This is a genomic window from Bdellovibrio sp. HM001 (assembly GCF_055397275.1).
The window spans coordinates 892,414-917,247 of the sequence record NZ_AP029174.1 but is presented as its reverse complement, the minus strand read 5'-3'; the positions used below and the strand labels follow the sequence as shown (position 1 = coordinate 917,247).

Here is a 24,834-nt window from a genome sequence, read left to right as displayed (position 1 = left end):
GTTGTGCTTCTTAGTCCCCAAAAGTTTTCAGCTGGGGCGGATCAGATCACCGGGAATTAGTGAGAGTCTTCATCCTTCGTATTTTTACCGTCCATAGTGAACGTTTCTACGTTGTGAGAAAGATCAGGAAGTTGCTCTAGGTGCTTCTGCCATTCTTCTTTGGACAACTCACCTGCGTTGATTTTGTTTTCAGTCATACGCTTATCATATTTCAAATTCTTATTAGCCTGAGCCAAAGACATAAAAACTCCCTTTTGCGATCGAGCCCTTTTTTATAGCGCAAAATCCCCGCCCCGTCCAGCGGAGGATGCCACATAAAACACCAGAAGCCTTGATTTTCACAAGGCTTCTGAAGTTAGTTCCAATATTTGGGGGGACGGTCGTTTTTATCGTTCTTTTCGTTATTAACGACCAGACGCAGGTTGCGCCCCTTGTTTTTAGACTTCTTCCGAAGGTCATTGCGATCCAGCCAGCCCTTGGTTTTCAGGCAGATAAAGCCCGAAACAATGCCCCCCAGATGGGCCAAATAAGCCACTTCCCCGCCACTGACGCTAGAGGTCATCAAAGAGGCCAACTGCACCAACCCCATTAAAGCCACGAAGAACTTGGTCTTCATCGGGAAAAGCATAAAGAAGTAAACAATACGCTCACCAAAGATCAACCCTTGAGCTAACAACAGACCAAACACAGCCCCGGAAGCCCCCACCACCGGCACAATCAATCCGGTCTGAGAACCCGTGGTCAAGGCATAGATCCAAACCCCCAGGCAGTATAAAATCGCCGCGCCAATGCCGGATACGAAATAATAGACCAGGAAGAACTTCGAACCCCAGCGCTGCTCCAGCTCGGCCCCGAAGAACCATAACATCAGCATGTTAAACAAGATATGTGTGACCTGCATTGAGTGCAGGAACATGTAGGTGCCCAACTGCCAGATCTGGAAATCAAACAGAACCTTCCCCGGGAACAAACCGAAGATCGACGTGAAAGGAACACGCAGAAAACCTTCCATGATCACTTGGAAGACAAACCAGATAGCCACATTGATGATCAGCAACCACTTCACCGCCGGTGTCAGTGGAGCTGTTTGGAAAGTCACGCCTCTATTCATATTTTCTTAAAATACTCCAAACCTTCTCGTAGGTCTGCTCAAGACTTTCAACCAAGACCTTGGTCTCAGCAATTAAAGGGAAGAAATTAAGGTCTCCGGTCCAGCGTGGAATGACATGGTAATGCAAATGTTCCGGGATTCCCGCCCCGGCCACCGCCCCATGATTCAAACCCACGTTGATGCCACCTGGCTGATAAAGCTCGTTCAAAGCTTTCATCACCAAACGGATGGTGTTCTGCAGATCCATGTATTCTTCATCAGAAAGTTTTAAAAGATCGCCACAGTGGCGCTTTGGCAATACGAGCAGGTGTCCACTGTTGTAGGGGAACTTGTTCAGCACCACCATGGAATGTTTGCTTTTAAACGCACAAAGAGTGTCAAAGCTGACTTTTTCTTCCGAGGCCCGACAGAACACGCAGCCTTCAGGTTTGATCAGCTTGCGCACATACTTCATGCGGTCAGGACGAAAAAGAACATCGCGCTCCATCGGCCACACATCTTTGCCGATCTGAATTTTCCCGTGGGTCGCTGCCGGTCGTTTGATCGGCGCTTTCTTGGTGGAGGGTGTCTTTTTACGAGCCTTTTTGGCTGCCATGATTACTCCGTGCTGTCAGTGAAATAGCTGGAGGTGCCAACAAGACGATTTTCCACAAAGAAAACCATCACGCAGTTCTTGCGCATCTCAAAGCCAATTTCCGTTTTGTTTCCACCCGCAGGATTCAACAAAACCAATTCTGTTTCAAGCTGCGGCGTCTCGCACACCAAAGGTTTCAGCTCAAATACAGTGACAGGCACATAACCACCACCCCCGGTGATTCCGACAAATTCAAACTTCTGCCCGGTCTTAAAAATCACACCCGGCGCAGGCTCAATATCCGCCGTCAGATAGTAATATCCCTTCCAACGAATATCGAACCATGACTGGGGCTGACGAGGATCCTGAGGGTTGGCCTGGGCCCATCCTGCACAAAACAATGTCAGCAAAAAGAAACCTAGAGCTTTCATGACCTACTCCCAGTAACCCGGCATCAACATCAGCGGCTGATTCAAATACTTCGCGCGCAGGATGTACTTCATCGCACCTTCCATGTCCGCACCGAAAGATTTGCCTTTCAGAACATCGGCGAATTCCGCCAGGCTGTTGAGATCGTCTTCAGTTTCACCGCCCCCCAGGTCAAAGATGCTGACTTTCTTTTTGGGGATCTCGAAGACTTCATAGTGTTCACCCAGCTTCGCCGTTTCCGCCGCTAATTTCACCGCATCTTCGAAGTACCCTTCTTGATCGGCAAAGCCCATTTTCACGGCTGTGGCGCCCGTGAAGACACGTCCATCCGCGTACTCAGCAACAACATCTTCCTGAAGCTTGCGCTCTTTTGCCACGGTCCCTTTGAACTGGGCATAGACTTCATCAATCATGCTTTGGAACAAAGTTCTTTCATCTTCACGCATCGGACGGTACTCAGCACCCGAGTCCTTGAACTTGCCGGAAGTGATGGAATAGCGAGAGATCTTTGCCCAGTCGTAGAGCTTTTCCAGATTGGCGAACTCCATGATCACACCAATTGAACCCACCAAAGAGCCCGGAGCCACGACGATCTTGTCACAAGCCACCGCCGCATAATAAGCCCCGCTGGCCATCACGCCCGTACTGACACAGATCACAGGTTTTTTGATTTCATCACGCACGCGCTTGATCTCAGCAAAGATTTCCTGGGAAGGCCCGACAGAGCCGCCTGGTGAGTTGATGCTGATCAGGATCGCTTTCACCTTGTCATCATCACGATATTTTTTAAGATTCTTGATGAACTTTTTGCCGTTAAGAATAACGCCGTTCATTTCCAGATGCAGAATGGTGTTCTTGGCCGTGACCTTTTTGTCAGGGCTTCCGAAGAAATCACCGCCCATTTTCAGCAAAGCGCCCAAACCCACAAACACTAAAAAGATAATTACCAGTTTTTTGAAAAAGCTGCCCTTCATATCGGCCCCCGAACGGATGGATGAAAAAGGTCCCTTTTCAAATAAAAAAAGGGACCCTACTAGGGTCCCCTTTTAAGACTTGTCAGTCAATCGTCCTCGACCGGCTGAACCCTTGCGGGTCAGCCTTTGGTCTTGATCGAATTACTGCTTGTCAGTTTTTACGTTTTTCAACTGGTCAGCGAACAAGTCACCGAAAGTGGACTTGGAAGTCGCAGTTGCTTTTTTAACGTAATCGTCAACGTCCGCTTTTGCTTCGCGAAGTTTAACAAGTTTTGCAGACAAACCGATCTTACGAGCGTCTTTGTCGATAGAGATAACTTCTGCTTTTACAGATTGACCTGGCTTAATGAATTCTTCAACAGAGTTGATTTTGTCTGTTGTTAGTTCAGAAATGTGGATCAAACCTTCGATATCAGACTCAAGCTCTACGAAAGCACCGAAATCAGCTGTTTTCGTTACTTTAACATCGTGCTGAGTGCCGATAGCGTATTTGTTCTCGATGTTTGACCAAGGGTCAGACTCAAGTTGTTTGATACCCAAAGAGAATCTTTCGTTCTCGATGTCTACGCCCAATACAACCGCGCGAACTTTTTGGCCTTTAGTGTAAAGCTCATTTGGATGATTTACACGCTTAGTCCAAGAGAAGTCAGAGATGTGAACCAAACCGTCGATGCCTTCTTCGATGCCGATGAAGATACCGAAGTCAGTTACAGACTTCACTTCGCCTTCGATGATCGTACCTGGAGCATAAGATTCTTTCAATTCAACCCATGGGTTGGCTTGAAGTTGCTTCATGCCCAAGCTGATGCGGCGGTTTTCAGTGTCAACTTCCAGAACCACAACTTCAACTTCTTGATCAACAGCTACGATTTGAGAAGGGTGTTTTACACGTTTAGTCCAGGACATTTCAGAAACGTGGATCAGACCTTCAATGCCTTCACCAAGTTCAACGAATGCACCGTACTCAGCCAAGGAAACAACTTTTCCTTTAAGCTTAGTGCCTGGAGGATAAGAAGCCTTAACAGATTCCCAAGGATCTGCATGAAGCTGTTTCATACCCAAAGATACGCGTTCTTTTTCTTTGTCATACTTAAGAACTTTAACTTGGATTTCGTCACCAACGTTCAACATCTCAGAAGGATGTTTTACGCGGCCCCAAGACATATCAGTGATGTGCAACAATCCGTCCATACCACCAAGGTCGATGAACGCACCGTAGTCAGTGATGTTCTTAACAACACCAGTAACCACAGAACCTTCTGCCATAGTGTCCAAAGTTTGAGAACGCAAACTGTCGCGTTCTTCTTCAAGAAGCGCACGGCGGGAAAGAACGATGTTGCCACGCTTTTTGTTGAATTTGATAACTTTGAATTTGAACTTTTTGCCCAAGTATACGTCCATGTTGCGAACCGGACGCAAATCGATTTGAGAACCAGGCAAGAATGCTTTAACGCCGATATCAACGCTCAAGCCACCTTTAACTTTAGCAACAACAGTACCTTCGATAACTTCTTCGTTCTCTGCTGCTTTAGAGATATCAGTCCATGCACGAAGCATGTCTGCTTTATCTTTAGAAAGAACGATCATGCCGTTTTCGTTTTCGATACGGTCGATCAAAACTTCTACTTTGTCTCCAGCTTTAACTTCGCGAACACCGTCAACGATACGGAATTCATTGATCGCGATCAAGCCTTCAGACTTGTAGTTGATATCAACAAGAACGTAGTCAGACTGAACTTCAACTACAGTACCTGTTACAACGTCGCCGACTTTGAAGTCTTGCTCTTTCATGGATGCTTCGAATAGAGAGTCGAAGTCACCTTTCTCAGATTTTGCATTCAAAATGCCAGGATTTGCTGGGACTTTGGAGTCCTCTGCATCCAAGAAAGCTAGAACTTTCTGTTTTTCCAATTCGGCTTTGTTCAATTGTTTTGTCATATCGTGTTTTGTAAACCTCCCACGTAGTAAGATCTCATGGACCCTACCCGTAACCTTTCTTCGCGCTTATGGCGAATCACTGGTTTAGCGACCTAAGGGGCTGGAAGTCAAAGGTTTTACGCGGTTTGGCAGAGATTTAAGAGTTCCAGGATTATGCGAACGCACATCCTCTGGGGGAATCCTAGACCAGCACTCCTTCAGATCAAACCTATTGGACCTGAGCACCTTCAAGGCACAAGCCCCCGATAGATCTCGCGGACTTTGCCTCTCATCTCTTTCGGCAAAGATTTCTGAAAATAATCAAAAATTCGGCCCCGGACGTTCTTTTCCACCACAACTTTTGAGATCTCTTTGATCGTGACCTCACCCCAAGGGGTCTTTTCGCAAGAGGCCCTGACCGAAATATAGGGGGGAGCCTCTTTCACCGGAAGATACTTCAGCAAATTTGATCCCTGTCCTTTGCGATGATTCCATTCTTCAAGGTAATACGACAGCACCCCGTCCAGCCGGTTCTTTTCCAGCATGGTGAATAGACCACCCACCGCCTGATCGCTGACGTGGCGGTAAGAGTCTTTCGCTTTCAAAATCACTTCATCTATTTTGTTGGAATAGGAACGCCCCTGCACAACCCCCAGCCGGAACTCCCCCCTCTGTACCAGCTTGGCCAGCTCCATGCCTTCGGAGGTTTCATACTGCTGAAACCTATTGTACGAGGTGGAGGACATCACAAGACCGATAGGCAAGGCTCTGGCCACCTCCGCTCCAAAAATCAAATAGCGGGCACGTTCGGGCGTGTCCTGCAAAAGCAATGTGCAAAAATGTCGTCCTGATAAAAACAATCTTTCCGCACGCAAAAAAGAAGCCCTGACAAATGTGTGCTTGTACTGCGGCAGGGATCTTTCCAGTTCACGATAAATCTCAGCAAACGGTCCTTGAGATTTTTGAATATCGACCTTAGCGCCATCGGAAGAAAGCAAAATAAACGGCGGGAAATCCGTCATCGCCCATTGAATGGTCTCTGCGCCCGGCCTTTCGGCAGCAAAAATCGAACAGTTCACAAGAAGTATGAAAATAGCAAACCCCAGAGCTTTCATTGCTTCATGATAACAAAGCCCCAGGTCGCATCCCTATGTGATTTCCAACACTGGCCCGAAAGAGCCCTGACGTTTTTCCGCATTGATTGGCTAGTTATTTGACGAAAACACCCCTGAAAGGAGCTGGCATGGGCTTGCATGTAAATAAACACTCTTGAACTTAAAAACGCACGAGGTGGTACGTGGTGAGATGGCGTTACTTTTTATTAACCAGCATCCTGGCTTTCACCAGCTCTTCCGGAGCTGAAACCTATCATTCCTTTATCTACAGGGACTCCTCCCTCTACAATCGCGCGGACATCGTGGAGGTATTTCCAAAGCTTCCGCTGGAGGTTTCTCGTCAGCACAATGACTCCGTGTCTCTCGTGACACTGGCTGATGTGGACCTCTATTTCTTCAATGAGCTGACTGAACTGCTGAATACGGTCAACAATCCCAGCAACACCCGCTGGCGCCCTTTGCCGGCCACGAACCTCTGCGAAAGCCACAAGGGTCTTAAAACAGAACACCTGCAGAAAATTAAAAACCATTGCGTGTTCCCGCGCGTGACCTTCGCCAAAGTTTTTTCGGCGGAAAACCTGCGCGCCTCCTGTGAAGAGGCCTATCAGCCGGAACTTTACGTGAACGATCTGGGACCGGGCGAAATTCACTACTCAAAAATGGACGAGATAAGCGGACTGGCCCAGGCGATCGCCGCCCCGCTAAGATACGTGGACTTTGCTGCGAATCTGGTGACGCCGGAACTTCTGGAAAAAATGCGCCTGATGCTGAGCAAAGTTCGCATGACCGAGTTGCTGGATAAAGTGCAAAAACAGAAAAAGGACTATCAGCAGATCCTGAGTTTGCTGGATTCGAAGAACTGCCTGACTCTGTCCCCGCAAGAACGCGCTGAGCTGGCAAAGACCCTCGAAACTTTACAACAGGAGATCCAACAAGCCGAAGCACACCTGATCGACATTGATCAAAAAGGCCGTCAGCAGGCAGAAGCAGACCGGCAGGCCATCACAAAACAGGGACTGCACCGCCCGCGTCTGCCTTATCCCAATTTAAGCGACGCCGATCGTGAGTTTATCACCATGTACATCAGCTCCATCATGTGGAGATTCCGTGGTGGGGGCATCGTGGAAAAAAGCGACAGCACACAGATGAGACGCATTTTTTACACCTGGGCCCCCGTCAAAGCTTTGGGAAAGCTCAATGGCGGCAACGATGGCGATCAGTTAGGGCGTCAGATTTTCATGGGCCTGATGAAGGGCTGGGGCGAATACTTTGACATGGGCACTTGGCCGGCAGGTAAGGATAAATACTATGACTTCACGAAAATGACAGAACGAGGCATCTTCCAGGTAAAAAGAGCCGCAGCCACGTTACAAAACAAAGGCTACGACGTGACACCGCTAAAAATGGCAGGCCTGCAAATGGGACCTTGTTATTACTATTCGTATGATCAGAATTTGCCGCGCTTGAAATACGTGGGCAGAAAAGATTCAGGCTTTTTAGCCTTTGTGGAAGGTGGAACCGACTGGGGTGAAGTGTGCTTTGGCGCCGCGCTGGGGCTGGGAATTTCCAAGACACTATTGCAGGGATCTAAGAAATAGATCCCTCGGGTTCTGATTAGATTTTTCCTTTAACGTAATCGACGACTTTATCAACGACCTGTTCCAGGTTCAAAGTCGTCGTGTCCACGACCAGAGCATCCTCAGGAATCGCCATCGGCGCCACTTTACGTGTGGAGTCCTGCAAATCACGCTGTTGCTGTGCTTTCACCATATCACCATGATCCAGCCCCAGCTCCGCTGCCCGACGAGCGGCGCGGTGTTCAGAGTTGGCTGTCAGGTAAACCTTCGCTTCCGCCTTTGGGAAGACCACGGTGCCGCAATCACGGCCCTCAGCCACCAAACCATGGGGGCCTTCAGAGCAACCACGCTGGGCATCCAGAAGGGCTTTACGCACTTCTGGATAATGACTGACCTTACTGGCAAAATTACCCACATCTTCATGAGCGATCAGATCTGTCACGTCCTGATCCTGGAAGAACACGCGGGTGCGGTCTTGGTCCATTCTCACACTCCACACGGGATTGTGAGTCAACTCAGCCAGATTTTTGACGTCATCAAGATCAATTTGCAGTTGAAGAGCGGCAAACGCCAAACCACGATAGAAAGCACCTGTGGAAACCCACTGCCAGCCCAAACGGCGAGCCAGCTCACGACTTACTGAAGATTTACCAGAGGCCGCAGGGCCATCAATCGTAATAACCATTCCCATAATTCTCCAAAACTACAGCGGCGGAATTTCTTTTAGAACTTCTGCCAAGGCCTTCAAAGCGGCCTCATTTTCATGCTCCAACCCTACACTCAAACGCAAATGCGTCTTGAACCCGTAGTTCAATAGCGGTCTCATAATAATTCCACGACGTAACAAGGCTTCGTTCACCTTGGCGGCGTCGCGGAGGGTGTCAAACATGACAAAATTTCCCTGAGATGGAATGTAAGGCAGGCCTAATTCTTCTAACTTCTTGTAGAAGTAATCAAGCCCTTTCCAGCAAATCTGCTGCGATCGCTCAATAAATTCTTTATCTTGCAGAGCCGCATTTGCAGCCACTTGCGCTAAATCGTTGACATTAAATGGTTTGCGCACCCGGTTAAAGACTTCAATCGTCTCTGCCGGCGCAATCATCGCCCCGATGCGGAAACCCGCCAGGCCATAGATTTTAGAGAAAGTGCGAAGAACAATCAGGTTCTTATACTGCCCCATATAACTTTGTGCAGACGCATAGTCTTTAGCACGCACAAACTCATTGTAGGCCTCGTCAAAAATCACCATCACGTCGTCACGATTTCCGACCTTTTCCAAGAAGGCTTCGATCTCAGCCTTGGTGGCATAGGTGCCCGTCGGATTGTTGGGATTAGAAACAAAAATCAAACGGATGTTTTTTTCCGGATGAGACAGGAAATAATCCGCCACCGCCGGAAGATCAAAACGATAGCCTGCTGCCATGGGCACTTTGTGAATAACCGCTCGATTGGCCGGTGCGCTGACTTCATACGCATTAAAAGCCGCCACGGATGTCAAAACACCGTCTTTGGGTTCGCAATAAATGCGCGTTAAAAGGTCAATCAGCTCGTCGCTGCCATTGCCAATAGCAAGTTGTTTTGTCGGGAAGCCCCATTCTTTTGACAGAGTTTGCAAAAGCTCATAATGCGAAGGATCTGGATACAGATTTTGATGCTCCAGGGCCGCTTTCACCGCCACCATGGCTTTGGGGCTAGTACCCAAAGGATTCTCGTTACTTGCAAGCTTATACACTGTCGTGAGCCCGTACTCACGTTGTGTCTCGGAAATCGGTTTACCAGGTTTATACGGCACCAGATTCAAAATTTCGGGAGAAATCTTCACTTTAGAATCCTTTTCTTAGAGAGAATATTTTGCTATACCTGATCGCCTAACTTAATTCCAGTGTAAATTCAATAGAGAGCGTTCTAAAATGCATAACAGCCTTTTGCTGGGAGTGAGTGTCGGTGATTCTTTCGCCGAATTCTCTCTCCTGTCAGATTCCACTTCCCTTGCGCAGAAAAGAGTCTATCTTTCGCGTGAGAACCTTAAGACGTCGCTGACCCAGTTCGTCGCCCCCTACAAAGAGCAACAAATTGCCAAGGCATTTATCAGCCTGCGCGTGCCTAAAAAACTTCTGGACCACCGCCTGAGCGGCGCTGTGGCCCACGTCAGCACGGAAGGTGTTGAGCACTGGCTCAATATCTGTGGATCCCCGGAACACACATTGACCAGCAAAGACCTGCAATTCTCTGTGCGCGAGCGCATTTTGGCCGACGGTCAGGTTGAACTGCCTTTACAAGTTGAAGAGGTTGAAGCCATCGCTGCCAAGGTGCAATTGATGGACTGCAAGAAAGTATGTCTGAACTTCCTGCACTCTGCGACGAATCCGGTTCACCTGGAGCAAGCTAAAAAAATCTTCCAGGAGAAAGGCCTGGAGGTCTTTGTCCCGGAAAAATCTGACAATCCACACGAAGTCAGTCGCTGGACCAAAAATGCCCTGAACGCCACACTTTCCGGCGTCTTTGCGGAAATCAAAAGCGAGCTGTATGCCGGCTTGGAAGCCGCCATCGACAGAAAGAACATCCACTTCCTGGACAGTGCCGGGGATCTTTTCCAGGAAGAAAGCCAGCGCGAAGTGGGAAGCCTGTTTGCGTCGCTGTCTGCTCTGGGGTTGGCCGACGCGTCCAACACCGCTGATATTCTTTATCTGGGACTTGAGCAGTTCGCCCTGATCTCCCCTTCACAGTGGGAATCTGCATGGCAAAGTCCATGGGGACCAGTCGAAGTGCGACGTTTGAAAACCCACAACCTGGGCATTCAACCAACACTTGGCATTCAGCTCAACAGCTTTGGCCGTTTTGATTTTTCCAATCAACAGGAAGCGTGGGAACCAGGCCCGATGTTCCTGGGGCGTGGTCAGAAGATGAGTTTGCTGGATGTATGGTCTGACAACTCGAAGCTGGCAAAAATCGCAGGCCTTGAAGACCGTGTTTCCGCACAAGGCATTCAGCGCTTTAAAAACGCACTTTTGACTCTTTCGAAAATCAGCTCTTTGCGCGACACGGACTTGCATCACCTGACCAAGGAACTGCAAAGCCTGAGCGTACAGCGACTGGCGATGGAAAGCCGTCTGCGCCGTCAGACCAAGAAATTGAAAGTCACCGGCCCGCTGGCGCCTTTGTTTGCGAACATCTTCAAAAAAGATCCGCACACCACCATCATCGAGCAAGAATTCTGCGAATCTGAATCCACAGCATTGTGGGGCGCTCAAGCCCTGAAGGCGGCCTTGTCATGAACTATCAAATTGAACTTTTGCATTCCCTGCTGAATGACTTTTTGGTGGGTGAATCCGCACTGATGACTTTGGACGGCGATGTTCTGGCTGTGCGCGGGCAAATGCCCGTGACTTACGGAACCCTGACCACAGCCGCCACCACGGCTGCGAAATATTTAAATCTGCAGGAAGGCGACATCGCTCTTCTGAATGACCCTTACAGCGGCGGCAGCCTGCTTTCAGAGATGACTTTTGTCATGGCCGTGTCTGAAGATCTGTTGTGGGTCACTCGTCGTGCACTGGACACCAAAATCACTCTGGTAAAATCCGTGGAAGAAGAAGGCTTGCGAATTCCGCCCATGCCTTTACGCCAGAAAAATCAGGTCAACGAAATGATCCTGACGGCCATGCAGGCCCACCCGGCCTGCCCCGCACATTTTGTGGATTGGCTGAAAGAGCAAGTTCAGGATCTGAGCTTGCGTGCACAAAAACTGATCGAAGCCATCGAGTTCACCGGTTTCACCATCACGGGTGAACTGATCGAAGACTATTTGCAACTTTGCAAGCAGGCCGCTTCTCAGAAAATTTCTGAAAGCGCTTCGGGTGAAGCACGTGTGGACGTGGTGCTGGACAGCGGTGAGCTTCTGCGTCTGACATTGGAGATTCAGGATGGAAAAGTGTCCATGGATTTCAGCGGCACCAGTGCTGCAAAAACTGTTTCTTTGACCGAGTCTGCGACTTACGGCGCCTGCTTCCATGCGATCAGCCGTCATTATGGTTTCACAGATTTGGCCAACAGCGGGTCCTTCGCCGTTTTACAAATCACCAAACCCACTGGTTGTTGGCTGGTTGGAAAATATCCTGCCCCCACCTTCAAGGGCATGACGTGCGGGGTGGCGGCTTTACAGTCTGCAATCGAACTGGCCTTAGCACAGATTCATCACAAACAAGAAACCTCTTTAAGCAGCCACTGTGCCTTGCACTTTGATCTGCGCTCCGGCGACAAGCACCAATTGTTGCGTCTTCCTGGGGGCGAATCCGCCCGGGCTGACCGTGATGGTTCTTGCGCCACCCTGACTCCCTTTTCCCTGGAGCAGCTGGAGCGAGACTTCCCAGTCAAAGTTTTGCGCGTGGATCAACGCCAATCCAATGGCGGCAAAGGCAAGTTCAACGGCGGTCGTGGCTTGATTCTCAAGCTGCAAATGCGTGAAGAGGCGGAGGCCACCTGGCTGACCGACTTGACTCTGCACCGTCCCCGCCTTTTGAAAAACTGTTCCCACGGTGACCCGTGCGAGGTGGTGGTTGAAACTGGTGAGACCGCCAAACATCTGCCAGTTCTGGGACAGCAGAAATTCGCAAAACAAGACATCCTGACTCTGTGCTCGGGTTCGGGTGGCGGATACGGTCGATCTGAATAGCAAATCTTCCTCACAAAGACCGACACCTTGTCGGTCTTTGTTTTTTGACATACTCAAATCCATTCAGATGCTGGCTTGTCAAATATGTCGGTGCTAAACTCATTGCCATGAAAGCACTGATCACTTTAATTATTGCATTGGGTGTCAGCTTGAGTTGCCTTGCACAGACAACCAAGCCCAAGAAAGGAAACAACGTGAGTTCATCAGAAGTGGCTTACCTTGCCGGCGGATGTTTTTGGGGTATGGAAGATTTATTGCGCAAACTACCTGGTGTGCTTCAGACCGAGGTGGGTTACATGGGTGGGGAAACCAAAAATGCCACTTACAACATTGTCAAAACCGGCACAACAAATCACGCTGAAACCGTGAAGATCACTTTTGATCCGACAAAGTTGAAGTATCAGGATTTGTTGCTTTACTTCTTTAAGATCCACGATCCAACCACAAGCAACCGTCAAGGCAACGATATCGGCACTCAGTATCGCAGCGCTATTTTCTACACCTCTGACAAACAAAAAGATGAAGCGGAAATTGTGCGCGCACGTGTGGAAAAATCAGGCGCGTGGAAAAATCCCGTCGTCACCCAGATCGTCAAAGCTGCGGACTTCTGGAGCGCTGAAGAATATCATCAGGATTATTTACAGAAGAATCCGGGTGGATACACCTGCCATTTCGAAAGAAAGATTGAGTTCAAGTAATATAGGTTACATTTAAGAAAGGTCCTTTTTTATCCGTGCAACTTGCTGGACAGCACAGTATTGCATAGGAGTAAGTAATGAGAGGGGCCCTATGAACTCGGTCATTCTAACAGTCCTCATTCTGTTATTTGCCTCCGGTGCGAAAGCGGATGTGATTGTCCTGCGCTCGGACTACTGGTGCCCTTACGTCTGCAACCCCGAATCCTCCACACCTGGCTATATGGTGGAAATCGCCAAAGCCGTCTTTGAGCCCCAAGGCCATCACATTCAAATTGTCACGACGAACTGGGCTCGTTCTGTGAAAGACGCGCGCGCCAACAAGGCCCAGGGCATCTTGGGGGCCTGCGTGGCAGATGCGCCCGACTTCATCTTTCCGAAAAACTCTTTGGGCTTGATGAAGAATGCCTTCTTTGTCCCCAAGGATTCACAGTGGGAATACACCGGTCGCAGCTCTTTGCAAGGAAAGCGCATTGGGGTCATCAACGGCTATGCCTATGGTGGCAGTGTGGATCCGTTGATTCGTCACCGCCATCGCACGTTCATTCCTTTTTCTGGGGACCGTCCACTAGAACAGATGATTCGCATGCTCAATGCCCGGCGTCTGGATGGATTTATCGAAAACCCTTTGGTACTTCAGTACCTGACCCACACAAACCACCATAAATTCGAAAACTACAAGATCGCTGGCTGGGTCGAAGACGAGGCTGTGGACCTTTTTATCGCCTTTTCACCCAACAATCCCCATTCGGAAACCTATGCTGACATCCTCAGTAGAGGTGTGGAAGAACTTCGTCGCAACGGAGAATTGCAGCGCATTCTGAATAAGTACAATCTGCACGATTGGAAAGAATCCCCACAAAAGTACCTGTCGCTGGATTCGGGGGAGAAAAATGCTTCTGAGAAAAGCACTGCAAAGCCCAGGGCCTCACACAATTTGATGACCCTGTATCCGGAGGCCTAAGATAGCAGGCCCTACGAGCCTGCCACCACTTTGGCACCTGTTTGCTCCAAGGCCACTTTAATTTTTTCAGCATGATCAATGCTTGAAGTTTCCAGAACGAAGTCGATGCGGGTTTCACGCAAAGACAATCCCTTGGAAACACGGTCGTGACGTACTTCCAGGATGTTGGCTTTCTGAGCGGCAATGGCCTGAGTCAAACGACTCAAGTTGCCTGGAAGGTCGTCCACGATCACAGACAACTCACACAGGCGCCCACGCAGAATCTGACCACGATCTATGATCTTGGAAACGATATTCAAGTCAATGTTTCCACCACTGATAATCACGCAGGTCTTTTTACCCAGATTCAAATTGCGCGACATGGCTGCGGCCATGGCAGCCGCTCCCGAGCCCTCGGCCACGGTTTTGGCTCTTTCCATAAGGAACACAATCGCCTCTGCGATTTCGTCATCACTGACGGTCACAACTTCATCCACGTACTTGGAAATAAAACTATCCAGCATCACCTGAGACGGATTCTTAATCGCAATACCATCGGCAATCGTTGCGGCTCTTTTGGCCTGGGACAGAGGCTGTTTGTTAAATAGATGCGCCATTCCCGGTGAACGATCACTTTGCACACCGATCACACGTACATTCGGGTTGATGGACTTAACTGCCAACCCCACACCACTGACCAAACCGCCACCACCGATCGGCACGATGATGGATTCCAGATCAGGCACCTTCTCCAGAACTTCGATTCCGATAGTCCCCTGGCCCGCTATCACATACGGATCCTGATACGGATGCACGAAGGTATAGCCATGTTCTTTTTCAAGCTTCTGGGCATACTCGAAGGCCTCGTCATAGATCTCGCCTTTCAGAACAACATTGGCTCCATAGTCGCGAGTTGCCGAGGCTTTGCTGATGGACGCCGTTTCCGGCATCACGATGGTGGACTTTACCCCCGCAAGTTTCGCCGACAACGCCACCCCTTGGGCGTGATTTCCGGCAGAACTGGCCACCACGCCGCGGGCTTTTTCTTCCGCTGTCAGATTAGAGATCTTGTTATACGCACCACGGAACTTGAAGCTTCCGGTGCGCTGGGTGTTTTCAAATTTAAAATAGACTTCGCTCTTCAGAAGATTACTGGCACTGATGGAGTGGCTCAGCTCGGTGGGGCAAATGATGTCTTTTAATAACTCTCGGGCTTTCTGGATGTCTGCAAAGCTGACTTTCATTTTGGATCAGGGCTCCCAATACACAGTTAACCCCAATATCGGAGGATACTCCTTATGGGGAAGGACAGACGCCGTGCCTTTCACCCCGCTGATACTGGAGTAAAAATTCGATTCCGTCATGCCCATGGCCTTACTCTCGTCGAAAAAGTAAAAGGGTGCAAGGTGCTTTCCACAGCACTCACAGGCCGTCACAAGCTCGGCTTCCGCCGAGTTCACCGTATCGCAAATATGACACAATCGAAAATGAGTTCGGGTTGCCATAAGGACTCCTTCCTGAAGCCATCCTTATTCTAGGCCTCCCCAAGACCCCCAGCAAGACGCGGTCTCAATTTAAGTTATTGATATCAGGAAACTAGCTGCTCAATGACTTTTCGCGTTATGCGCATTTTGAGTCCCCCCATAAGCTTCCCGAAAAGATCTCGTGCAATCGCCTCGAAGCGAGACCGCAGGTTCTTGCGCACCAGCCCGAAGAGAGATAGGTTATTTGGATTGCTGAAAGGGCCTTTATGGAAACAACATTGGTAAAATCACTATTTAGAGAAACCGAAAAACACCTGGACAAGGAAGTCTTTCTGTCCGGCTGGGTTCGCAAAATTCGCGATCAAAAGAATTTCGGATTCATTGAATTGAATGACGGAACCTTCTTCAAAGGGGTTCAAGTGGTCTTTGACACCAATCTTTCCAACTTTGAGGAAGTGGCAAAGCTTTCCATTTCAAGTTCCATCTACGTGACCGGCAAAGTGGTGAAATCCCAGGGCGCTGGCCAAAGCTTTGAAGTGATGGCTTCCAAAATCGAAATCGTACAGAAAGCCGACCTGGAATATCCTCTGCAAAACAAACGTCACAGCATGGAATTCCTGCGTGAGATCGCCCATCTTCGTCCACGCACCAACACCTTCTCGGCCGTCTTCCGCGTGCGCTCTGTGCTGGCTTTTGCTATTCACAAGTTCTTCCATGATCAAAACTTCGTGTACGTAAACACCCCGATCATCACCGGTTCTGACGCTGAGGGCGCTGGTGAGATGTTCCGTGTGACCACCTTGAAGCTGGATAAACCTCCACGCAAAGAAGATGGCAGCATCGATGCCAGCCAGGACTTCTTCGGCAAAGAAACCAACCTGACTGTGAGCGGTCAGCTAAACGGCGAAACGTTCTGTGCGGCCTTCCGTAACATTTATACTTTCGGTCCGACGTTCCGTGCGGAAAACTCCAACACCTCCCGCCACGCGGCGGAGTTCTGGATGATTGAACCCGAAATTGCATTTGCGGATCTAACCGCCAACATGGAACTGGCTGAAGACATGATCAAGTACATCATCCGCTATGTGATGCAGGAATGTCCGGAAGAGATGGAGTTCTTCAATCAGTTCGTGGAAAAAGGTCTGTTCGACAAACTGAACAATGTTCTGAACAACCAGTTTGCCCGCGTGACTTACACGGAAGCCATCGAGATTCTGCAAAAATCCGGCAAGAAGTTCGAGTACCCAGTACAGTGGGGCATCGACATGCAATCTGAACATGAACGCTTCCTGGCTGAAGAGCACTTCAAGAAGCCGGTGTTCGTGACGGACTATCCAAAAGAAATCAAGGCCTTCTACATGAAGTTGAATGCGGATGGAAAAACCGTGCGTGCGATGGACTTGTTAGCACCGGGAATCGGCGAGATCATCGGCGGATCTCAGCGTGAAGACAATCTGGAACTTCTGGAGGCGCGCATGAAACAAGTGGGTCTGCATCCGGAAGAATATTCCTTCTATACGGATCTGCGCCGCTATGGCACCTTCCCGCATGCGGGTTATGGTTTGGGCTTTGAACGCATGATGATGTACATCACCGGCATGGGTAACATCCGCGATGTAATCCCGTTCCCACGAACACCAAAGAACGCTTTATTCTAAAAAACAAAAAGGAGGCGCAAGCCTCCTTTTTACTTTCTCTTTGCTTCATTCCAAGACTCCCTCCTGCTGAGAAACCCTGTTCATCTCCTGTACGAATTCACGCCCCCTGACAACGAAAGCATCTCCAACTGCGTTTTAGTGTCCTCCGCCCGGGTACAGATATTGAATCAACTTTTTGAATACTTCGTTCACTGCCAGGAATCGATCTCAGACCGAGACACCTTGAAGACACCACGAAGTCAGCAGGACCTTCGACTTGTTTAAAGATGATCAGCTTCATATTTTAAACAAAAGTCCGAAGAGCACTTTAGGAGTATTAATTTGAGTTTATTGAATCGCGTTCTTCGCATCTTTGTCGCGCTGACCCTGCTGGGAAGCTCAGCCTTGGCTGAAATCCCCCAGGAGCTTCAAGACGTGGTTTTCTCCGGAGACCTGAACGGCCGCTCCTCCGTCGACTTCCGCTCCAATGCTCGCAATATCACATCCCTTGTCCCCAAGGACTCGGAAGCCACCATTCTTGAGACCCGGCAGCTAAAACGCACCGGCTCGTATGGTCTGAAAGTGCGCCTTACAAAAGTGGGCGCCGCCAAGGGAACAAACTCCGCTAAAGTGGGTGATGAAGTCTGGGTGTACTTCTCTCAAAAAGATCCCTGGCTGGAGTTCAAAGACAACGAAGGATCTGAAGTGCAAGACCCGGAAGTGGCCCTGACTTCGCGCGCACGCCGTGATGGGGAAGGTCTTCCCATTGAAGGAACTGTCGCCAATCCGACTTTGCCAACAAAAGAACTGGTCAAAGCCAATCAAAAGCCCTTGCCGTCCGTTGATCCCAATTTAGCTAAAAATACAGACCCCAAAAAAACAGAGGGTGACATCTGTATCAATTGCTCCGTGTCGCAAACCACGGATCCCGCTGAGCGCAATATTCAGAACATCAAAGACGTCGGCACTGAAATCAAACGTTCTTCCGATGAGTCCATCCCCCGCAATGCGGCGGCTGGGAAGTGGGCCGATGATCCAATGATCATGCGCTATTCTGAAGGAAAAGAAGTTAAAAACTCCATCAGCTATGGGATGAGGAACAAACGTCCCCGATCGACGAAATACTGCTATCGCTTTGTCAAACGTGCTTTGATGGGTGGTGACATGATTGACCGCTATCCTCCGGGGGGTCATGCTCGCGAGGCCGTGCGTGATTTGAAAGCTCAGGGCATGATCAATCTGCTGGACAATCCCAAATACCGCGACATGATCAAAAGTCCTGCGGACGTTCCCAAAGGAGCCGTCATCGTCTATCATAACAATACCAAGGAATCCGGCGACGTTCAGATCAAAACAGACTGGGGTAACAACGGCGGATTCCTTAGTGACTTCTATTCCGGCAATTCGTTCTTAAGCTCTCCGAAGGCCCGCAGATATGCCGCCCAAGGAAAGCCTTACCGAATGATCGGCGTGATGATTAAACCATAGGAAGGAGAGCCCAATGAAAACAAAACTGATGACTCTGATTCTTTGTTCTTTCTTTGCCTACCCTGCAACAGCAGCGTTCTATGACGTGCGCGAAGCCATCGAAAAGCTTCAAGCTGCCAAAGTGGATTCTTTAGTCACAGTCACAGAAGAAACCAAGCTCTCTGAAGATGACATGAAAGCCCAGGATAAAGCCTTTGCGGCTTTGGAGGCAGCTGTTGCCACAGCCATTAAAGAATCCGGTACCGATGAACTGCAAGACGAGATCATTAAAGCGGCCGTTGTGCTTCTGAAAAAAGATCCGACCCAGTATGCGGGTGAAGTGATTCTGCCCTTGTACGAGAAAAACAAAAAAAGCTTCCTGAACAATCTCAAGAAGCTTTCCACATCAGACGCCAAGCTGGTTGAAGGCGCCGTCAAAGATGCCGCTCGCCAGAAAAAAATTGGCGACGGCTGAAGGAAATCAAATCCCGTTAAACGGAAGCAATCTCGCTGAAGGATTTTGCTTCCAAAGAAGCTCCTCCAACAAGGAAACCATTCACGTGTGGCTGCTTGATCAGTCCCGCAGCATTGTCCGGCTTGACACTGCCTCCGTAAAGAATCGGCGCAGATTCAAAGCCTAAAGCTTTCAAAATTGAATACACGTCAGTGTGCGTTTCTGCCACTTGTTCCGGTGTTGCAACCTTCCCCGTCCCGATGGCCCAGACTGGCTCATAGGCAATCACCACCGGTTTTGTTTTGTCGGCTTTGGCCAAACCCAAGTTCAATTGGGTTTCCAAAACACGGAAGGTTTTTGCGGACTCACGTTCTGGCAGGGTTTCACCAATGCACAACATGGGGGTCAGTCCCAAGCCCTGCACGAAGGCCACCTTCTCAGCGACCAAAGCATCCCCTTCACCGAACAGACTGCGTCTTTCACTGTGGCCAATCAGGATATAGCTGCCACCCAGTTCTTTCACCACCTGTGCTGAGTTTTCACCCGTGAAAGCCCCTTGCGCCTGGAAGTAAGCGTTCTGCGCGCCCCACTTTATGGCGGTGCCTTTTAAGGATTCACTGGCTGCTTCCAGGGAAATCGCGGAGGGGAAAAAGACCACTTCGCCGGTAGCTTTGCCCGCCAGCTCTTTGAACTGAGCAAAGAACTCACGCGTTTCTTTGGGAGATTTAAAAAGCTTCCAGTTAGCAGCAAAAATCTTTTTCATTAATTTCATCCTTTGAAAATTGAGAGGAAGACAGACCAAACCAAGGCTGGTCAAAAGGGTCCAGATGCTTAGGGTGACGGTCCGCTGACAAGAATAGCAGGATGCTATTCGTGAGCGCTAGCCCGAAGGGCCAAGGGCAGAAGCCCTTGGTACAACGAAGTCAGATGGACCCTTTTCACCCGCCGCCCTTAGCGGATGCGGGTTCTTAGTATTTCCAAACCTGGCAATTTATCGCCCTGAAGGTATTCCAAAGAAGCACCACCGCCCGTAGAGATATGAGTCATCTTATCTGCAAAGCCGGAAGCTTCCGCCGCCGCCGCAGAATCACCACCACCCACGATTTTGACCGCGTTGCTTTCAGCGATGGCTGCCGCCACACCGAAAGTTCCTTTGGCAAAAGCCGGATTTTCGAAGATGCCCATAGGACCATTCCAGAAAATAGTGCCCGCTTCACGCAAAGCTGCCGAGAAGTTCTTGATGGATTTAGGACCGATGTCCACACCCAGTTCGTCTTCCGCAATCGCCACGTCATTGGTCACATGCGCGTGCGCTGTGTCCGTGATGCCTTTGGTAGCCACGTGATCCACGGGCAACAAAATAGTTTTGTTGCGGGCTTCAATACGTTCGATCATTTCTTTGGCATATTTAAGTTTATCATTTTCAACCAAAGATTTCCCGACTGGCAGACCTTGTGCTTTCAGGAACGTGTACGCCATCGCGCCACCCACGATAAAGCCATCCACAACGTCCATCAGGCGTTCGATCACTGCAATCTTGTCAGAAACCTTCGCACCACCCATCACCGCGATGTACGGGCGTTTTGGATTTTGCAGCAAAGAATCCAGCATGGTGATTTCTTTTTCGATCAGGAAGCCGATACCCTTGTCCTTCATCACTGAAGGCAAAGCATGAATGGTTGCGTGAGCACGGTGAGAAGCACCGAAGGCGTCGTTAATGTAAACGTCGCAGTAGTTGGCAATCTTTTGCGCGAACTCCACAGAGTCCTTGGTCTCCCCTTCTTCAAAACGAACGTTTTCAAGAAGGATCAGCTGATTTGGCTTCAAAGATGGCAGCAGATGCTTTGGAGCATCTGAATCCGGCTCTTCCACCAGAATCACTTCAGCATTCAAAAGATCCTGCAGGCGCTTGGCTACGGGCTCCAAAGAAAACTCAGTGTCGTCTTTTGTTTTAGGACGACCTAGGTGGGAAGCCATAACCAGCTTCGCCCCTTTTTCCATGCAGTACTTGATTGTCGGCAAAGAAGCCGTGATGCGGTTTTCATCTGTGATCTTGCCGTTTTCCATTGGAACGTTCAAATCCAGGCGCAGGAAAACGACTTTTCCCGCCAACTCAAAATCACGAACTGTCTTGATACCTTTAAGACCGTTAGCCATGGATTAAAGACCTTTCTGCTGCATGTACAAAGCAACATCCACCATACGGTTAGAGAAGCCTGTTTCGTTATCGTACCAGGAAAGAACTTTCACCATGCGAGGACCCACAACCATTGTGGAAGCCAGATCCACGATAGAAGAGTGCGGATTGCCGTTGAAATCAACGCTGACAAGCTCATTGTGCTCAACAGCCAGGATGCCCTTCAAAGCGCCTTTGGAAGCTGCGATCAAGGCTTCGTTCACAGATTCTTTCGTCACGTCTTTTTTCGCCGTGAATGTGAAATCCACCAAAGACACGTTCGGAGTCGGAACACGTACGGAGATACCGTCGATTTTGCCTTTAAGCTCTGGCAACACCAAGCCCACATTTTTCGCAGCACCCGTCGTTGTCGGGATCATGCTGACCGCAGCCGCTCGTGCACGACGCAAATCTTTGTGAGGAGCATCCAGGATTTTTTGATCGTTCGTGTAAGAGTGAACTGTCATCATGGTTCCGTGTTCAACACCAAAGGTGTCGTTCAGAACTTTTGCCAAAGGAGCCAGGCAGTTTGTCGTGCAGGAGGCGTTGGAGACAACCATGTGCTTGGAGGGATCATAGGATTCATGGTTGATACCGTAAACCATCGTGATATCCGCACCTTTTTCCGCAGGGCCGGAAACCAGAACACGCTTTGCACCACCCGCGATATGTTGCATGAATTCTGCTTTGTCTTTGAAAGCGCCGGTGCACTCTAGAACCAAATCAACGCCCCAGTCCTTCCAAGGAACTTCAGCCGGGTTGCGAGTTTTGGAAACGTGAATCTTTTTGCCATTCACAACAAGGTTATGGCCTTCGGTGGAAACATCCGCACCGAAAACACCGTGAGCAGAGTCATACTTCAGCAAGTGAGCATCACCTTCGATGCTGTCCAAAGAATTGATTCCGACGATATCGAATTTTTCAAAACCCGCGCGGAAAAGAACACGACCAATACGACCAAAACCGTTGATACCAACACGCAACTTAGACATGAGTGAGCTCCTTGTTTTAAACCCACTCAATATCTGCTTTTGAACGCTAAAAAGCCAGTCTAGACACTGTTTGTCATAGACTGGCTTTTAGTGAAATTTCCTTAAAATTTCAGGCCCCTAGGCCGTTTTCAGGCCTCCCGAGCTTTCTAGCGACCTACAGACAAGGACGGGCGGTCCTGATTAGAAATCGCGTTCACCAAGATATCGGCATTTCCACCCATGGATTCCGCACGAAGGTCGATGACCTGGATGCGTTCACGGATGTTCAGATTCTCGGAAACTTCGGATTGACCCGCATAAATTGTGCGAGTGTTGGACAGGTAGTTGATGCGAACTGGCTGGTTGGAGGCTGTGTAAACCATCGCTTCATGGATTTTCACGCCTGCAGACAGCGCACGAACTTCAATACGCTCCAAAGTCACTGGATAACGAAGAGTCACACGGATCCACTCCCCGCCCGAACGACGAGTGATCTGGCTGATTTGCACAGAACCTTCGTAGCCACGACCATGCTGGCCTGGAGGAGGTGGAGGTGTCGGGCGAGTTGGCTGGGATGGGTACGTCGGTCTTACCGGTCCATCATTGTGACGTCCACCGCCACCGTAGCCACCGCGATTGTCAAAACGAACTTCGGTTTCACGCACTTCATACCAAGAACCGTCTCGGCGAGAGCACGCAATACCGCGAGTTTCTTCAGTGCGGTCACGAAGGTAGATCACGCTTGTGTATTCACGGCAGTATTCACCAGTGCGGTTATTGTAACCTTCACGAGTAGAAGTGAAGCTTCCGCGAGCACCTGTGCGGGAACCGTAGTCACGACCATCCCAGTCACGACGACTGCCCAGGCGGTCTTCCAATGAGCGTCTTTGCGCTTCCGCCAAGGCACGGCGATCAGCCTCATCCAGGTCCCTGCCGACTTTAGAGCCAATCATCGTCCCGGCAATGGCACCAATGATAATTGCTGCTTTATTGCCGTTCCCTTTACCGATCTGAGTACCAATACCACCACCGATGATACCACCGATAATACCACCGATGGTTTCCTTATCCGCGAACGCCGGGCTTGTATATTGTACAAGGGAGGCGACAATAACTGATCCAAGAATGAGGTTCTTTTTCATAAACGTCTCCTTAAAGACTGAATAGTGAATCCGTTGAGCCTATATCCAAACTTTGTGCCAAGAAAAACAGTGTCAAAAGGGGACCGGACCAGTCCCCTCCTTATTATCTGTTAACAACCGCCAAAACATCCCGGGCAAAACCTTCGGCGATGCTGCCGGATGGAGCTCGGCGGTATTTGCCTTCAAATTCCTCTATCAAAGAATACTTTTGCTCTGCATTCATGGAAGACACCTGATTTTTCAGGATATCCAAGGCACGATGACGCGCTTTCAAAATCATCTGACGATACACGTCCTCGGAAATACTTCCAGAAGGTGCTGCGTTGTATTTCGCCACGAAATTTTCCAGCTCTGCCACGACCTGACGGAAGTTGTATTTTCTTTCCAGCTCTTTTTCGTATGCCGGAATGACTTTAGCCTTCGCCGCCACGATCAGTTTACGATAGTTGTCTTCTTCACGACTGCCCGAAGGAGCTCTGTTATAGGCTGCGATGTAGCCTGTCAGCATATTCAGAATCTGCTCGGAGGAACCATTCATTCTCGCGATCGTGCAGTCCATTTCGCGATTCATGACCTTCACACTGGCATCACTGAAGCCGCGAGCGAGCTTCGCATACACAGCCTCGGGACGACTGCCTGATGGAGCGGAATTGTACTTCTGATTATAGAACTTAAACAATTCCTGCATGTAAGCCAAAGACAACTGGTTGTGATTGTTTTGCAGAATGGACAAAACATCATTTACATATCTATCCAGCTCTTTGGCGGCAAAACTTTCCTGGGTACTTCCACCAGGTGCGGCATCCATTCGGCGACTCCACAACGCGATTGCATCCAGACGCTCTTTAATCAAATTATCACCGCGCGTGCTGGCAGAACAAACCTCGGCGGAACCGGAGCCAGAGTGCCCCCCATTGCCGTTTTCCACAAACACTGGACGGTATGTCATTTGAGGACTGGAATACATACTAAAGGCAATCAAACGGATATCAGCTTCTGCGGAATAGGACTCGCCCACAATTTCAATAGCTGTGATTCTATCTGACAGATTCAGGTTTTCCGATGATGTAACAGTACCGGAGTTCAGCACGCCTGTGTTCGTCAGCTCCCGCACAGACAGCGCCTGACCACGCTCAGTGATCACCTTCACAGAGTGAACCTTCAGACGGCTTTTAAGAACCTGCAGCTCAAGGCGACTCAACACAGTCGCTTGTGACAATGAAATTCGATAAGTCGTTCCATTGGATTTGCGGGATAAACTGTTAATGACAACAGCACCAGAGCGTTCCTGCTGCTGATTGGACACCGGCGGCGGAAGCGGCGGTGGAGTTCTTGGTCCGGATGAAATTGTTGTCACAGTTGTGGATACAACCTGACTGTCAGAGCCCCCAGGCACCGGGAGATCTGAAATGACTTCGGCGTGAGTTGTAGATTGCATCATTGTCAGTGCCAGCAAAACTGCCGTTACAAGCTTACGTTCCATATTTTTATCTCCC

At 49.5% G+C, this 24,834-nt stretch carries 23 protein-coding genes; 8 read left to right on the top strand and 15 right to left on the bottom strand.

The window, feature by feature from the left end; all coding sequences use genetic code 11:
- Positions 1–56: 56 nt before the first annotated feature.
- The 7 genes from ACZ5ZZ_RS04500 to ACZ5ZZ_RS04470 form a co-directional block, all read right to left on the bottom strand.
- Positions 57–242, bottom strand: a complete 186-nt coding sequence (locus ACZ5ZZ_RS04500; RefSeq protein WP_464117944.1) for a hypothetical protein — start codon at positions 240–242, stop codon at positions 57–59.
- 113 nt (positions 243–355) lie between these two features.
- Positions 356–1,111 (bottom strand): rhomboid family intramembrane serine protease, encoded by a 756-nt coding sequence (locus tag ACZ5ZZ_RS04495; protein WP_464133778.1) that lies wholly within the window; start codon positions 1,109–1,111, stop codon positions 356–358.
- The gene (locus ACZ5ZZ_RS04490) at positions 1,104–1,706 is read right to left on the bottom strand and encodes an HIT family protein (RefSeq protein ID WP_464117946.1); all 603 of its coding nucleotides are present in this window, start codon (positions 1,704–1,706) and stop codon (positions 1,104–1,106) included. The genes ACZ5ZZ_RS04495 and ACZ5ZZ_RS04490 overlap by 8 nt, the downstream gene beginning before the upstream one ends.
- Positions 1,707–1,708: 2 nt before the next feature.
- Positions 1,709–2,116, bottom strand: a complete 408-nt coding sequence (locus ACZ5ZZ_RS04485) for a hypothetical protein (protein WP_464117947.1) — start codon at positions 2,114–2,116, stop codon at positions 1,709–1,711.
- A 3-nt stretch (positions 2,117–2,119) separates the two neighbouring features.
- On the bottom strand, positions 2,120–3,088 hold the full coding sequence (sppA, locus tag ACZ5ZZ_RS04480; RefSeq protein ID WP_464133776.1) for a signal peptide peptidase SppA: 969 nt from the start codon (positions 3,086–3,088) through the stop codon (positions 2,120–2,122).
- A 141-nt stretch (positions 3,089–3,229) separates the two neighbouring features.
- Complete coding sequence (locus tag ACZ5ZZ_RS04475) at positions 3,230–5,026, bottom strand: 30S ribosomal protein S1 (RefSeq protein WP_262554135.1); 1,797 nt, start codon at positions 5,024–5,026, stop codon at positions 3,230–3,232.
- A 227-nt stretch (positions 5,027–5,253) separates the two neighbouring features.
- Entirely contained in the window at positions 5,254–6,120 is an 867-nt protein-coding gene (locus ACZ5ZZ_RS04470; RefSeq protein ID WP_464141453.1) for a TIGR02285 family protein, read from the bottom strand.
- 185 nt (positions 6,121–6,305) lie between these two features.
- Between ACZ5ZZ_RS04470 and ACZ5ZZ_RS04465 the strand changes: the two genes are divergently transcribed.
- Complete coding sequence (locus ACZ5ZZ_RS04465; protein ID WP_464141451.1) at positions 6,306–7,718, top strand: FlxA-like family protein; 1,413 nt, start codon at positions 6,306–6,308, stop codon at positions 7,716–7,718.
- A gap of 16 nt (positions 7,719–7,734) precedes the next feature.
- Here the strand turns inward: ACZ5ZZ_RS04465 and cmk are convergent, their stop codons facing one another.
- Both cmk and hisC read right to left on the bottom strand, forming a co-directional pair.
- Positions 7,735–8,388, bottom strand: coding sequence for a (d)CMP kinase (cmk, locus tag ACZ5ZZ_RS04460; protein ID WP_464141449.1), 654 nt, complete (start codon positions 8,386–8,388; stop codon positions 7,735–7,737).
- A 12-nt stretch (positions 8,389–8,400) separates the two neighbouring features.
- On the bottom strand, positions 8,401–9,519 hold the full coding sequence (gene hisC, locus ACZ5ZZ_RS04455) for a histidinol-phosphate transaminase (RefSeq protein ID WP_464133769.1): 1,119 nt from the start codon (positions 9,517–9,519) through the stop codon (positions 8,401–8,403).
- A gap of 88 nt (positions 9,520–9,607) precedes the next feature.
- On the opposite strand from hisC, the gene ACZ5ZZ_RS04450 reads away from it, so the two are divergent.
- The 4 genes from ACZ5ZZ_RS04450 (at position 9,608) to ACZ5ZZ_RS04435 (ending at position 14,028) form a co-directional block, all read left to right on the top strand.
- Positions 9,608–10,972 (top strand): hydantoinase/oxoprolinase N-terminal domain-containing protein, encoded by a 1,365-nt coding sequence (locus tag ACZ5ZZ_RS04450; protein ID WP_464117954.1) that lies wholly within the window; start codon positions 9,608–9,610, stop codon positions 10,970–10,972.
- The gene (locus tag ACZ5ZZ_RS04445) at positions 10,969–12,369 is read left to right on the top strand and encodes a hydantoinase B/oxoprolinase family protein (protein WP_464141447.1); all 1,401 of its coding nucleotides are present in this window, start codon (positions 10,969–10,971) and stop codon (positions 12,367–12,369) included. Before ACZ5ZZ_RS04450 ends, ACZ5ZZ_RS04445 begins: the two co-directional genes overlap by 4 nt.
- Before the next feature lie 107 nt (positions 12,370–12,476).
- Complete coding sequence (msrA, locus tag ACZ5ZZ_RS04440) at positions 12,477–13,067, top strand: peptide-methionine (S)-S-oxide reductase MsrA (RefSeq protein WP_464117956.1); 591 nt, start codon at positions 12,477–12,479, stop codon at positions 13,065–13,067.
- A gap of 91 nt (positions 13,068–13,158) precedes the next feature.
- Positions 13,159–14,028, top strand: a complete 870-nt coding sequence (locus ACZ5ZZ_RS04435; RefSeq protein WP_464141446.1) for a substrate-binding periplasmic protein — start codon at positions 13,159–13,161, stop codon at positions 14,026–14,028.
- Between the two features lie 11 nt (positions 14,029–14,039).
- On the opposite strand, the gene ilvA is transcribed toward ACZ5ZZ_RS04435, so the two are convergent.
- A complete protein-coding gene (gene ilvA, locus ACZ5ZZ_RS04430) occupies positions 14,040–15,251 on the bottom strand; it encodes a threonine ammonia-lyase (protein WP_464141444.1) in 1,212 nt (403 codons plus the stop codon).
- A gap of 506 nt (positions 15,252–15,757) precedes the next feature.
- On the opposite strand from ilvA, the gene asnS reads away from it, so the two are divergent.
- From asnS to ACZ5ZZ_RS04415, 3 genes are all read left to right on the top strand, one after another.
- A complete protein-coding gene (asnS, locus tag ACZ5ZZ_RS04425; protein ID WP_464117960.1) occupies positions 15,758–17,149 on the top strand; it encodes an asparagine--tRNA ligase in 1,392 nt (463 codons plus the stop codon).
- A 321-nt stretch (positions 17,150–17,470) separates the two neighbouring features.
- The gene (locus tag ACZ5ZZ_RS04420) at positions 17,471–18,616 is read left to right on the top strand and encodes a hypothetical protein (protein ID WP_464141443.1); all 1,146 of its coding nucleotides are present in this window, start codon (positions 17,471–17,473) and stop codon (positions 18,614–18,616) included.
- Between the two features lie 13 nt (positions 18,617–18,629).
- Entirely contained in the window at positions 18,630–19,070 is a 441-nt protein-coding gene (locus tag ACZ5ZZ_RS04415; RefSeq protein ID WP_464141441.1) for a phosphoenolpyruvate carboxylase, read from the top strand.
- Positions 19,071–19,086: 16 nt separating this feature from the next.
- On the opposite strand, the gene tpiA is transcribed toward ACZ5ZZ_RS04415, so the two are convergent.
- The 5 genes from tpiA to ACZ5ZZ_RS04390 form a co-directional block, all read right to left on the bottom strand.
- A complete protein-coding gene (tpiA, locus tag ACZ5ZZ_RS04410) occupies positions 19,087–19,812 on the bottom strand; it encodes a triose-phosphate isomerase (RefSeq protein WP_464141439.1) in 726 nt (241 codons plus the stop codon).
- A gap of 188 nt (positions 19,813–20,000) precedes the next feature.
- Entirely contained in the window at positions 20,001–21,206 is a 1,206-nt protein-coding gene (locus tag ACZ5ZZ_RS04405; protein WP_464141438.1) for a phosphoglycerate kinase, read from the bottom strand.
- Positions 21,207–21,209: 3 nt separating this feature from the next.
- The gene (gene gap, locus ACZ5ZZ_RS04400) at positions 21,210–22,217 is read right to left on the bottom strand and encodes a type I glyceraldehyde-3-phosphate dehydrogenase (protein WP_464141436.1); all 1,008 of its coding nucleotides are present in this window, start codon (positions 22,215–22,217) and stop codon (positions 21,210–21,212) included.
- A 146-nt stretch (positions 22,218–22,363) separates the two neighbouring features.
- On the bottom strand, positions 22,364–23,338 hold the full coding sequence (locus ACZ5ZZ_RS04395) for a beta-sandwich domain-containing protein (RefSeq protein ID WP_464133744.1): 975 nt from the start codon (positions 23,336–23,338) through the stop codon (positions 22,364–22,366).
- 103 nt (positions 23,339–23,441) lie between these two features.
- Positions 23,442–24,821 carry a beta-sandwich domain-containing protein gene (locus tag ACZ5ZZ_RS04390; RefSeq protein ID WP_464141434.1) on the bottom strand — a complete coding sequence of 460 codons (1,380 nt, stop codon included), beginning with the start codon at positions 24,819–24,821 and terminating at the stop codon, positions 23,442–23,444.
- Between the last annotated feature and the right edge of the window lie 13 nt (positions 24,822–24,834).